Raw genomic sequence first — 12,397 nt, 5'->3', positions numbered from 1 at the left:
CTGACCTCTAGTGCTTGTCCGGGTGATAGTCATAACCCGAGACAATAGAGTCCACTGAGTTATGTTTGAAGCGGATACCTGTCCAGACCGCCATATAAACGTGGATAACCACGAAGATGACAAAGGCCCAGGTCAGATAGTGGTGCCAGATCCTGACCATAGCCAGACCACCCATCTGCGCCGTGATCCAGCCGGAGATATCCCACAGCCAGCCGCCCATACCTTGATGGTAGACGTTGGCATAGAGTACCAGGCCGGTAATACAGATCACCGCAGCCATTACAGACACTGCCAGATAGGTCATAAACTGCAGTGGGCCATAGACACCGGCCTTGTTCAGCTTACCCATCCACAGATAGGACTTGAGCTGAACTATCCAACTCTTCACGCTCATCACATCCCGAAACGAGCGCCGCTCAATATCGCTCTTACTGAAGAAGAACAGATAAGCTCGGGCCAGGGTAATGGCACAGAGGATAAAGCCGAAGATCAGGTGGGCAAAGCGGATCCAGCCTTGCACCAACACATCACTGGACTCGGGCGCCACCAGAAATGGCCAGGCGATATAAAAGCCTGTCACTACCAGTACCAAAATGGCCAGCGCTCTGAGCCAGTGAAATATCCGGATCGCGGCGCTGAATACTATCTCCTGTTTATAGGAAACACTCGATGTAGCCATGACGCTTCCTCCTTAGCGGGCATTGGGATCGATACGGAATTCGCCCAAAGACTGCCCCTTGTAATCCATCACGTGTACGGCGCAGGCCATACAGGGATCGAAAGAGTGAATAATGCGGATCACTTCCAGTGGCTTGGTGGGGTCTTCGAGCTTTAAGCCTATCAGTGATGCCTCATAAGGTCCCATCTGTCCGTTGGCGTCCACGGGGCCTGCGTTCCAGGTGGTGGGCACCACGGCCTGATAGTTTTCCACCAGTCCCCCTTTGATGCGGATCCAGTGACTGAGCATACCGCGAGGTGCTTCGAGCATGGCGTGGCCGACATATTCCTTGTTACTGTCAAGTTCAGGCTTGATATAAGTGCTGTCGTCACTCTGGATATTGGTCAGCAGGGCATCGAAGGTGCGCAATCCCTCTTTGGCCACAATCGAGGTTTGCAACATGCGCGCTGCGGTGCGGCCAAGGGTGGTGAACAGGGCCTCAATCGGCAAGCCGGTACGTTGCAGCAAACCATTGACGGCATCGACCACCACTTGATTGCCTCTGGCATAGTTCACCAGCATACAGGCAAGTGGGCCCACTTCCACAGGTTCACCCTGGTAGCGAGGCGATTTCACCCAACTGTATTTGTTGTCGCCATCCAGGGTTGGCAGTTTGCCGTAAACCGTATCGCGCTCAACAAAGCCGGTGTAATCCGGAATTGTGGTGCCATCGTAAGGGTGTTGCGGCTTGTCGGCCTTATACCAGGCGTGGGTGACGTCTTCGGCAATCAGATCCGGGTTGATATCGCTGACACCGGCCAGGTCGCCCTTGAGGATAACCCCTTGTTCAAACAGATACTCACCATCGGCTGTGACAAAGTCGTTGGTAGCCATAAAGCTCTTGATGTTAACGCCGCCCAGTACCGAGGCTTCGCCGCCGAAGGCTTCGGCCGCCATTACGATATCGGCCTTGTAACCACGTTCAATAAAGTCGGCCACAATGGCATGTTTTTGTTTCCATTCCTGCAATCTAGCCGGGCTCAACATGTCACGCACCGAGGTCACACCGCCGACCACCAGAGACTGAGGGTGAGGCTGCTTGCCGCCGAAAATCGCCATCATCTCTGCCGCGACTCGTTGTACTTCCAATGCCTTAAGGTAGTGCGACAGGGCGATCAGGTTCTGCTCTGGGGTGAATTTATAGGTGCCGTTACCCCAATAGGCATTGGCGAAAGGCCCAAGCTTACCGGTTTCGACAAAGCCTTTGACTCTCTCCTGAACGGCCCTGAGTTCACCTTCACCGGCGGCAATCGGCTTGTCTGTGTACTTGAGTGCTACTTGAGCCGCCTTGGCGGGATCGGCACTGAGAGCGGAAACCACATCCACCCAGTCCAGACCATGCAGATGATAGAAATGCACTATATGGTCGTGCATAAACAGTGAAGTGTGCATCAAGGAGCGCAGATAGCGGGCGTTGAGCGGAATTTTCATCCCGAGGGCATTTTCCACCGCTTCGGTGCCGCAGCGATAGTGGGAATAGGTACACACACCGCAGATCCGCTGCACGATAAGGCCCACATCCATAGGCGTACGGCCCTTGAGGATCACCTCAATACCGCGCCACAGGGTGGAGGAAGACCAGGCTTTTTGCACCACATTGTTTTCATCGACTTCCACCTCAACACGCAGGTGGCCTTCGATACGGGTAATGGGATCTATGACTACACGTTGGTTCATTGATTAATCCTCCTTCGAACCGGCAAACAGACTGGCAACCGCATGGGCGCCGATACCCACCACAGTGGCACCGAGAATGACAGCGCCTATGGTATCGGCGGTGGCATCCAGGCCATGCAGCAGTTGTCTGCCAAGAGGTTTTTCAAAGTCAGCCATATCATCCCAGAAGTTGGGCTCAGAGCAGCCCATGCAGCCATGACCGGCCAGCACAGGCCAACTGGTATGGTGATTGAAGCGCTCGGTCGGGCAGTTGTTGTAGGTGTAAGGGCCCTTACAGCCTACCTTGTAGAGGCAATAGCCTTCTTTGGCACCGGTATCGCCGAATTCCTCGACAAATTCACCGGCGTCGAAACGGCCGCGGCGTTCGCAATTGTCGTGCACCCTGGCACCATAGGCCCACTTGGGCCGATTGAACATGTCCAGGGCAGGGAGCTTGCCGAACATGATGAAGTACATCAGGGTGCCGACAATATTCTTTTCACTCGGTGGGCAGCCACCCAGGTTGATGACCGTCTTGTTGACCACTTCATGGACACCCTTGGCACCGGTTGGGTTGGGCGCGGCGGCTTGAACTCCACCGAAGGCGGCGCAAGTACCCACGGAAATTATCGCGGCAGCGCCTTCGGCGGCATGCTTGATGATTTCAAGCCCGGTATGGCCCTTACAGCCGACCGTTAAGAAGGCGCCGTTATTGGCCGTTGGCACTGCCCCTTCAACCGCCAGCAGGTAGTTGCCCTTATAAGCTTCCAAGGCGTGCTCAAGATTCTCTTCTGCTTGCCAGCCAGCGGCAGCCATCAGGGTCTCGTGGTATTCCAGCGAGATATGATCAAAGATCAACGAATCCAGATTAGGCGTGTCGGCACGCACCAGAGATTCGGAGCAACCTGTGCACTCGGCCAGATGTAACCAAATCAGAGGTACCCGATCGGCCAGTTCGGCAGCCTCGGCCACCAGGTTGGAGAAGGGCAAGGGCAACGCCAGCATGGCGGTAACCGATGCACTCCACTTCATAAAGTCACGGCGGGTCAGGCCGTGATCCAGCATACGTTCCTGTAAAGATTTGTCCTGGCGGGCGGGCAGCTGACGCAATTTCTCCAGCCGTTGCCGTCCTTGCTCGTAAAGGGCTGCATGTGTGTCCATGGTTGAACCTTTTATTTATAAGAATGTAATAGCTTTTAACTCACACAAATCACGCCTATGAGTGTAGGTCGCAACTGACTCATTAAAGTTGATATGCATCAAGATTTCTGTCTGGGTGTGATTTTTGATATGTTTACTTTTTCATTACATGATCGGGATCAAAATGGCTTTGTTAATAGTGGACAAATTGTCCAACTATCTCTTTTTGAGCATTTAAGATTTACTGATTGGCAAACTTAAAATCCTTATCTATCCGTTTTATGGCTGTTTTTTTAAAGTAACAGCCACAGACTGCAAGTTTACGTCGAGGAACCAACTGATGAAGGTCAAAAAACTGTCGCAACTGCCATTTGTGATACTCATGTTGCTTATTTGTGGTTTGGGACAGGCAAAAACGCTGCAGTCCCCATTGGCGCTGGCGTTAAGCCGTGATGATGGCACTCAAGTCAGCCTCAATGACTATAAGGGTAAGGTGATTTATTTGGACTTCTGGGCCTCGTGGTGTGCGCCATGTCGCAAATCGTTCCCCTGGATGCAGCAGATGCATCACAAATACCGAGAGACGGACCTCGCCATAATCGCGGTGAATCTGGACACTGACTCCCAATTAGGTAGAGAGTTTCTCCAGCAACTGGATGCCGACTTTGATGTGCTTTATGACCCTGAAGGGCGACTGGCGCGCAGACTGGATTTACAGGGGATGCCCTCAAGTTTTCTATTTGACCGGGATGGAAAACTGCTCGGTAGCCATGTTGGTTTTTTCACCGAGCGACAAAGCCAGTATGAGGCTGAACTCAAGCGTGCGTTAAAGGAGTAACAGATGCGTAGGATTCGTTTATTGGGCTTATCGCTTATTGCCACTCTTGGGTTGACAGCTTGTGCTCAACTCGGGGTTGAACCTTGGGAGCGGGATCAGTTGGCGAGAGAGGATATGTCGCTGGCACACGAAAGGCTGGACTTGGCGCTGGACGATCATATCTACTTCAGTAAAGAGGGAGCCAGTGGCGGCCGCGCATTCGCCGGAGGAGGCTGCGGATGCAATTGAAGCGGCAAAAGGGTGAAACCAATATTGCCGCAGCGCTGACACTGGCCAGTAGCTCACTGCTTGCCAGTGGTGCGACGTATGCCGCAGACAATAACCTCAGCTTCCCGGATAAAAGTGCTGACAAGGCTACCGATTGGCAGTTGGAAGCCGCGTTGATGTTTTACGGCGAGCAGGACAGGGTGACGACTCTTGAAGGGGTACTGCTGGCCAAAGGCGAATTTGATGATAGCAGCGGCCTGGATATCAAATTGGTGTTCGACAGCCTGAGCGGCGCATCAGCCACGGGCGCCGTAATGCAGCAACAGAGCCAAACTCTGACCCGGCCTTCCGGCAACGGCGAATATCAGATAGCCGCCGGTGAGCAGGTGTTGGATGACAGCTTTGATGATAAGCGGCTGCAACTGAGTGCCGATTGGTACAAGCTCTTCGAAAATAGCTGGCAGCTGGCCGGCGGCGTTTATGGCTCACGGGAATATGATTACACTTCGCTCGGCGTCAATGGCGCGCTGGAGCATAGCTTCAACAAGAACAACAGTACCGCTTCCCTGGCGTTGGCTTATGGCCTGGATACCATAGATCCGGTCGGCGGCCGACCTTTGCCGCTTGCAACCATGGCAAGAAGAGTGGACTACGACTCGGAAACGGCATTCAGACAAGCCTTTGAGGCCAGTAGAGAGGGTGGCTCGGATCATAAGCAAACCCTGGATCTGCTGCTGGGTTTTACCCAGGTGCTCAACCGTCGCTGGCTGCTGCAGGGCAACTATGGTTTTTCCCTGGTTAAGGGGTACCAGACAGACCCCTACAAGGTGCTGAGCCTGGTGGACAATCTGGGTGTCACCCAGAGTTACCTTTATGAATCCAGGCCGGACTCACGGCAAAAGCAGAGCCTGTTTTTGCTGCTCAAGGGAGCGCTCAATAGGGGCGTGCTGGATCTTTCCTGGCGCTACACTTTTGATGATTGGCAACTGGATTCCCATACGCTGGAAAGTCACTTCAGGCACTATTTCTCTGATGGCTTCTATGGCCAATTGCATCTGCGCTATTACCGCCAGAGTGCGGCATCCTTTTATCGGCCCTTGTTGCTCCAGAATGAGGGCTCAATCCCCGGCTATTCAGCTGAATTCGCCAGCGCAGACCACCGCCTTGGTGAGCTGCAAGCCTATACGGTCGGAGTTAAGCTCGGACATAAGCTCGGCGAGGGTCGCGAGCTCAGTTACCGCCTGGAATATTATCAGCAGCAGAGTGAAAACAACGGCACCTTATTGCCCGGTGAGCTTGGCAATATGCAGCTGTTTCCAAGGCTCAGGGCGGTGATTGCCCAGCTCAGCTACCGCTTTTAATCAACAGAAAGTAGAGGGAAGCAGCCTTTGACCAAGAGTCACTCCTCAGCGCCAGAGATGAGCCTTAGCCGTACCGACTTTGGTTTCCGTGGCCGTTTTCGCGCTATGGCCAGCCCCTGCGAGCTGCTTATTGCAAGCGGTGACGAGCGTTTGGCGCTCAGCCTCACTCAAGCCGCTATCACGGAATGCCAAAGGCTTGAGCAGAAGTACAGCCGCTTTTTAGCGGGCAACTGGCTATGGCGGCTCAATCATTCAGCCGGAGCGCCTTTTATGCTGGACAGCGAGGCGGTGGCGTTGCTGCAGTTTGCCAAACGTTGCTGGCAACTTAGTGAGGGCTTATTTGATATCACCGCTGGCCCCCTGCTCGCGCTCTGGTGTTTTGAAAAGGGAAATAGGTCAGAAACTTCGTTGCCGAGCTCGACTGATATCAAAAATGCCTTGTCCCGGGTGGGCTTTCAACACCTCAAGTTCAGTCCCCATTTTGATGACAGGGCCGAAGACAAAAGCGTCCAAGAAATAACAGAGCCGCCCTGGGTTATGCTGCCAGAGGCCATGGCGTTGGACTTCGGCGGCCTGGTAAAAGAATATGCCGCCGATAGGGTTGCCGGGCTGTGCATGACCCAGGCCTCAACCACCGAGGTGCTGGTCAATCTCGGTGGCGATATCGCCGTCAGTGGTAACAGATGTTGGCAGGTGGGGATTGAAGACCCTGCCAATCTTGACCGGGCAGCGGAGCTGATATCGCTCAACATGGGCGCATTGGCCACCAGTGGTGACAGTCGCCGCTTTATTGAACATCAGGGGCGCCGCTATGGTCATATCCTGGATCCCCGTAGCGGTTACCCTGTGCAGGGCGCGCCCCGTAGTGTGACGGTTCAGGCCGCGAGCTGCATCACGGCAGGCATGTTGGCGACCCTCGCCATATTAAAGGGCGCGGCGGCAGAAGATTTTCTCAAGGCGCAGCAGCTGGAGTACAGCGTCATCAGATAACCGCTTCAATGAGGCGCGATTGCCGAAATCAGCAGCCTCCTCTTTGTATTTGTAACTATGCTGCCATTTGAGCTTTTTTTGGGCCGCTTGATTCTTGCCTTCAGCTTGACACAGGCGCGCCGCTGCTGCGAAATAGGGGCAACCTAAACCGGATGTTATACCCATGAGAATATTGCTGATAGAAGACAATGAGTTGTTGGCTCAGGGGATATTGCTTAGCCTTGCCAAGTTGGATATGCAGGTGGATCACGTCACCAGTATCAAACAAGCCGAGGCGGCTGTGATTAATGAAACCTTCAGTGCCATAGTGCTGGATTTGGGCTTGCCTGATGGCAATGGCCGCCAACTACTGACCCAATGGCGCCGCCGCGGCATAGATACCCCGACCATAGTGTTGACCGCCAACACCGACTTTGATACCAAGCTTGCCTGCTTGGATCTCGGCGCCGATGACTATCTGGCCAAACCCTTCGATGTGCGGGAGCTGGTGGCCAGAATCAAGGCGATTGTCAGACGGCAACATGGTCTGAATCAAAACCGTTTGGAAGTGGGGGCACTGGTTATCGATATGGATGCTCATCAGGTGCTGTTTCGCGGCCATCATATTCAGGTGTCGCGGCGCGAATATCAATTACTGCTTGAACTGGCCCAGTCCAGTGGCAGGGTGCTCAGCCGCAATCAGCTTGAGCAGCTGACTTATGGTTGGGATGAGGTCGGCAGTAATTCCATTGAGGTGCATATTCATCACCTGCGTAAAAAAACCGCCAATGAGCTTATCAAGACAGTGCGCGGCATAGGCTATACCTTGGTGGCCGTAGAATGAGCCGGGTATCCCTGCGTCTGGTGATGATGGCATTGATGCTGCTTGGCATCTGCCTCTCGGTAGGTATCAGCAGTTACCTCAACACCCAGGACTCTCGCCGCCAGATAGAGGAACTGTTCGATGCCCAGATGCTGCAAAGTGCCAAGATGCTGGAGATGTTCTATGGTGCCCAGGGGCGGGATCATCGCCTGGATATGTTGGAAAACCCACTGATCCTGAGTGTAAACCCGGGCAAGGTTAATACCTTTACTGAACAGGCCGATGCCACTGAGCTGAGTTATGAGCTGAAACTTGCCTATCAGATGTGGACCCCGGCCAAACAACTGATGGCAAGGTCGGATAACAGCGACATTGAGCCCATGGCGCCATTTGAGCGCGGTTACCACAAGCGTTATTACCAGGGTGAGCTTTGGCATCTGCTCAGCTATTTCTCCGATGAGCTGGGCGTATGGATCATTACCGGCCAAAGAGACGATGTGCGCGGTGAGCTGGTGGAGCAGATCATGGGCAACAGCTTTATCGGCCCGGCGTTGGTGGTGCCGGCAGTGGCGTTGCTGATGGTGTTTCTCTCCTATTGGTTGCTGCAACCGCTGGAGAGCCTGGCGGCCAGGCTCAAACTCCGCAGCCCTGCGGATATGCGGCCGCTGGCGTTGCAACTGCCCAAAGAGTTGGTACCTGTGCAGGACGCGCTCAATACCTATATCACCCGCATCAGCGATAATCTGGCGCGGGAGCGGCGTTTCAGCGCCGATGCGGCGCATGAACTCAAAACCCCGCTGGCGGTCATTAAACTGCACCGTCAGGGCTGGCAACAGGCCAAGACTGAGGCCGAGCAGCAGCTGCACCTCAATGCCATAGACACAGGCATTGGCCAGATGACCCATATGGTAGAGCAGTTGCTGTTGCTGTCTCGGGTGGAATCCCTGTCCGAGCTGGAAGTGGCGCAAACGCCGGTGGCGGTAATGGTGCAGGAAGTGCTGGATCAACTGCTGCCGCTGATTGCCGATTACAGTTGGCAGCTGGAATTGCCGGAAGAGGTGAGTGTCAGTGTCGATCCCTTCTATATGAAACTGGTGCTGAAAAACCTGCTGGAAAATGCCTGTAAGTATTCGGGCAAAGATCAGCCAATCAAAGTCAGTTGCTGGCAAGAGGGGCGCCAAGAGAGCAAACAAGTGGTTATCCAGGTGCTGGACTCAGGGCCCGGCCTGCCATTGGAGCAGTGTCGGCAGTTGACTGAGCGCTTTTTCCGGATTGCCGATGAGTCAGTTCCCGGCGCCGGTCTTGGCCTGTCTATCAGTGCTCAAATTGTCGAGTTGCATAAGGGTAAGTTGAGTATTCAGCCGGGCATCGAACGTGGATTGGATGTACGGATCATTTTGCCTGGCTAAGAGTTAGTCGAGCAAAAATAAGTAATCAGCCGAGCAGAAAGAAAAAGCCGCAGCCTCCAACGTGGCTGCGGCTCGCTTTTAAAGAAGGCAACACATCAGAACAGATAACGGTAGATTAGCTGCGCCGTACGCGGTGCGCCCAGAGTGGGGATAGGGTACTCGGCCTTGTGCCCATGTTTGAAAATAGCGCTGGTGTTGTCCTCATCAAACAGGTTATCTATCCGCAGTGTTAACTGCTGGTTTTGGCTGGCGGTCAACCACCAGTCGGCGCCTATGCCTGTCAGCAGATAGTCGCCGGCCTTGAGGCCATAATCGGTAAACTCGCCGACATAACGTCCCTGCAGATAAAGATTCAGTGAATCAGTGGCATCCCAACTGAGGCGGGCAAAGCCCATGTATTGCGGGATCCGCTCTATCTGCTGATCCTTGCCGCGCTCGCGGGCACGGTTATAACTGCCGGATAACTCAAGTTGCCAGCCCTGTGCCGGGTTCATGATGTATTGAATATCCACCCCCTGACCCCGAACCTTGCCATCCAGGTTGGCGTACTGCCAGACATTGGTGGCGATTTCCCGTTTATCCACCAGGTTGTCGGTTTCGCGCCAGTAAGCCTCGACACTGAAAGTAAAGTCGCCTTGATAGACCAAGGTCAGATTGGTGTTGATACTCTCTTCACTCTCAAGTTCAGGGTTGCCCAGAGTACCGACCTTGGCCCAGAGCTCAGATGAAGTGGGTTGCCGAAAACCATTGCCCACGGCGGCTTTCAGTTGCCAATTTTGTCCAAGCTCCTGTTCAAGTCCCAGTGAAGCCACCCATTTATCTTCATTGTTGGCCAGGCGGTTATACCTGAGCCCCAACGCCAGCACTGTGCCGGGCAGGGCGGAAAAATGCGGCTTGTATTGCAAAAAGGCGGCCTTGGTATCGTCGGTGGGCGCTTGCAGCTCCATCACTTCATCTGCGCCATAATAGCTTTGCCACTCGATGCCGCCGAGCCAGCTGTCCCCCGAATCTGCCTGATAACGACCGCTGACCTTGGCGCCCTTGTCGGTAAAGCCCCAGTAGGCATCCCGGTAGGGGATAGTCATGCTGCCATCCGGCTCCAGGGTAATTTCAGAGTAATAGGAGTCCCAGTTTTGATAGTGAAGCCGGGTCTCCAGGCTCAGCTTATCCGTTGCTTGATATTGCCAGCCGAGCCAGGCCAGTGTCTGTTTGCGCTCGTTCTCCGAGACGATGGCGCTGTAGGCCAGAGGCCGCTCCAATACGCCATTATTGTATTGGCCGAACAGGGTGATTTTGTGCTGGGCAGAGGGTTGCCAATTGAGTTTGCCACCTATATTCATCATGCGATAACCCCGGTCTTTATCCTCTGCGGCGACCGGCGAGTACTCGTCATCTTCCCAGAATGCATAACCGTCCGATTGACTGGAGCTGCCGCTGAGGCTGTAGCTTAGAGTATCGCTGCCGCCACTGACATAAGCGCCGAGATCATAGCTGGTGAGGGTATCGGCGCTTAAGTTGACTTCTCCACCTTGCTCGCCATGACTGTCGCGGGTAATGATGTTGACCACTCCGGCGATGGCATCCGAGCCGTAGATCAAACCCTGAGCGCCTTTGATCACCTCAATGCGTTCTATCATCATGGGGTTAATGCTGTCGGTATAGGTGGAGCCATAGAGGCGGTTATTGAGGCGGTTGCCGTCCAGTAACCAGAGTATATCCACAGGGCGACTGCCCTGAAGCGAGTAGTCGGTATCCGTATGGCGGCCATTACGGCCATTGGCAAAGAGCCCTGGCACAAACTGGTTGAGGATTTCGTTGATGTCCACCGCACCGGCCGACACTATCATGTCGCGGCTGATAACCGTCAGACTCTGGCCTGTATGGCTTAGAGCCAACACAGAATCATCCTGATAGCGGGTGCCGTTGACGGCGATGATCTCCATGGCTTCATCGGCCTGGCCAACCGGCACCAGCAGTGTATTGGCGGCAATAATACCAAAGGGCAACCAAGGCAGTGCCCGCTTAAAAGAGTAACTTATAAACATCTCAATAGTCCTTAAAAAGACTGAGTGAAGATTTGGCAACAGTTAACAGGGTTAACTTTCCATTGCCGCGCATTCAAAAAGGTGTGATTTGTATGAGTGCGCTAAGTTACATCGCTTATTAATACGGCGATGATTATAGAAACTCAGCCAAGGGATTTGTTGAGGCAGATCAAATTCTCAACAATGAGTATGAAAAATTTTATATTCGTAATACTCAGGCCTTGCCGTCAGCGTTGCAAGATTCGGTTGCAAGTTGCTGCCATGTCAGGCTTATGGTTTAACGGCTGGAAAGGATTGGGTTTTCAGTGTCGCTGACGTTTCTGCCGGGCAAGAAGGTTTGCCCGGCGTTAGGGAAAAGTGTCTGGAGAAGGTCCAAGAGCTGAAACTAGATGATACCCGCGCGGCTCAAACGGGCAAGGTTAACGCCTTTCAGGGCGGCGATTTGATTGACCAGTTTATTCACCTCAGAGGCTTGCCCTTTGAGGATAATGGTTTCCAAACATCTGTGGTGATCTATATGGACATGGGTGCTGCAGAGCACATGCACCAGATGGTGGTGTTGGATCTCAATCAGTTTTTCAGTCAGGCCTCTTTGGTGATGGTCAAACACCAGAGTCAGTACGCCGACAACGTCTTCCACGCTGTTGTTCCACTGCTTATCGACTATCCTGTCGCGAAACAGATCGCGGATATACTCGGAGCGGGATTGATAGCCACGCTCGCGGCTGTCAGTTTCTATCTCTTCAAATAACGACTGGGGGAGGGAAACGGTAAAGCGTTGGGTTTCATCTGTCATGGCTGTCTCTTTGAAAAACACCTTTAATCAATAGAGCTTACACAAGCTTTGCCACAAAATGTCTTTTTCCTTCTCGGCGGGTGTGATCTGAAGCAAACTTTTTGCTTTTGGCGTTTTTTTATGCTGTTGCACCGAGGGGAATGGGAGTAGTGTTACGAAAAAATTATTCGTAATATTTGGCCGGATCCAGACCGTAATCTCCAGATCCTGATAGCCAAAAGCCCATGGTACCCGGAGTTGAAGTTGCACATAACCCGCACAGTCACCGGCTGTCTTGTATGTGAGCAAACCTTCTTGATAAAGAGACTCTAATAAAAAGGTACTTTTGAGCAAGGTCATCGCAGCTTATCCAACTTACGGTCGTGCAAATTCGGCTTGGGCCGTGTCCAGGCTGCCAGCCTTAACCTTTGTTATGATTGAGTAACAACAAGCCGG

Annotated in this window: 12 protein-coding genes; 6 read left to right on the top strand and 6 right to left on the bottom strand. The window is 53.3% G+C overall.

Going from position 1 to position 12,397, the window contains the following annotated elements; all coding sequences use genetic code 11:
• Positions 1-7: 7 nt before the first annotated feature.
• Genes cybH through hyaA form a run of 3 tightly spaced genes read right to left on the bottom strand, consistent with a single transcriptional unit; the run spans position 8 to position 3,535 of the window.
• On the bottom strand, positions 8-679 hold the full coding sequence (cybH, locus tag N512_RS0107905) for a Ni/Fe-hydrogenase, b-type cytochrome subunit (RefSeq protein ID WP_028779964.1): 672 nt from the start codon (positions 677-679) through the stop codon (positions 8-10).
• Positions 680-691: 12 nt separating this feature from the next.
• On the bottom strand, positions 692-2,395 hold the full coding sequence (hyaB, locus tag N512_RS0107900; RefSeq protein ID WP_028779963.1) for a nickel-dependent hydrogenase large subunit: 1,704 nt from the start codon (positions 2,393-2,395) through the stop codon (positions 692-694).
• 3 nt (positions 2,396-2,398) lie between these two features.
• Complete coding sequence (gene hyaA, locus N512_RS0107895) at positions 2,399-3,535, bottom strand: nickel-dependent hydrogenase small subunit (protein WP_028779962.1); 1,137 nt, start codon at positions 3,533-3,535, stop codon at positions 2,399-2,401.
• A gap of 319 nt (positions 3,536-3,854) precedes the next feature.
• On the opposite strand from hyaA, the gene N512_RS0107890 reads away from it, so the two are divergent.
• The 6 genes from N512_RS0107890 to N512_RS0107860 all read left to right on the top strand — a co-directional run bounded on the left by N512_RS0107890 (position 3,855) and on the right by N512_RS0107860 (position 9,121).
• Positions 3,855-4,352: a TlpA disulfide reductase family protein gene (locus N512_RS0107890; RefSeq protein ID WP_028779961.1), complete on the top strand. Its 498-nt coding sequence runs from the start codon at positions 3,855-3,857 to the stop codon at positions 4,350-4,352.
• Positions 4,353-4,355: 3 nt separating this feature from the next.
• Positions 4,356-4,580, top strand: coding sequence for a DUF4266 domain-containing protein (locus N512_RS0107885; protein ID WP_028779960.1), 225 nt, complete (start codon positions 4,356-4,358; stop codon positions 4,578-4,580).
• Entirely contained in the window at positions 4,571-5,920 is a 1,350-nt protein-coding gene (locus tag N512_RS0107880) for a DUF3570 domain-containing protein (protein WP_037474468.1), read from the top strand. Before N512_RS0107885 ends, N512_RS0107880 begins: the two co-directional genes overlap by 10 nt.
• Before the next feature lie 57 nt (positions 5,921-5,977).
• A complete protein-coding gene (locus N512_RS0107875; protein ID WP_028779958.1) occupies positions 5,978-6,910 on the top strand; it encodes an FAD:protein FMN transferase in 933 nt (310 codons plus the stop codon).
• A 163-nt stretch (positions 6,911-7,073) separates the two neighbouring features.
• Positions 7,074-7,733, top strand: coding sequence for a response regulator (locus tag N512_RS0107865; RefSeq protein ID WP_025887320.1), 660 nt, complete (start codon positions 7,074-7,076; stop codon positions 7,731-7,733).
• Positions 7,730-9,121, top strand: coding sequence for an ATP-binding protein (locus N512_RS0107860; protein WP_028779957.1), 1,392 nt, complete (start codon positions 7,730-7,732; stop codon positions 9,119-9,121). Before N512_RS0107865 ends, N512_RS0107860 begins: the two co-directional genes overlap by 4 nt.
• A 95-nt stretch (positions 9,122-9,216) precedes the next feature.
• Here the strand turns inward: N512_RS0107860 and N512_RS0107855 are convergent, their stop codons facing one another.
• The 3 genes from N512_RS0107855 to N512_RS0107845 all read right to left on the bottom strand — a co-directional run bounded on the left by N512_RS0107855 (position 9,217) and on the right by N512_RS0107845 (position 12,301).
• Positions 9,217-11,166, bottom strand: a complete 1,950-nt coding sequence (locus N512_RS0107855) for a TonB-dependent receptor plug domain-containing protein (protein ID WP_081737113.1) — start codon at positions 11,164-11,166, stop codon at positions 9,217-9,219.
• 385 nt (positions 11,167-11,551) lie between these two features.
• The gene (nikR, locus tag N512_RS0107850; protein WP_025010297.1) at positions 11,552-11,962 is read right to left on the bottom strand and encodes a nickel-responsive transcriptional regulator NikR; all 411 of its coding nucleotides are present in this window, start codon (positions 11,960-11,962) and stop codon (positions 11,552-11,554) included.
• Positions 11,963-11,989: 27 nt separating this feature from the next.
• Positions 11,990-12,301, bottom strand: a complete 312-nt coding sequence (locus tag N512_RS0107845) for a hypothetical protein (RefSeq protein ID WP_028779955.1) — start codon at positions 12,299-12,301, stop codon at positions 11,990-11,992.
• Between the last annotated feature and the right edge of the window lie 96 nt (positions 12,302-12,397).

Origin of the sequence: Shewanella sp. 38A_GOM-205m, assembly GCF_000518445.1 — a bacterium.
Classification (GTDB): domain Bacteria; phylum Pseudomonadota; class Gammaproteobacteria; order Enterobacterales; family Shewanellaceae; genus Shewanella; species Shewanella algae.
Note: the sequence above shows the minus strand (reverse complement) of the source record. Positions and strands in the feature narration are given on the sequence as shown.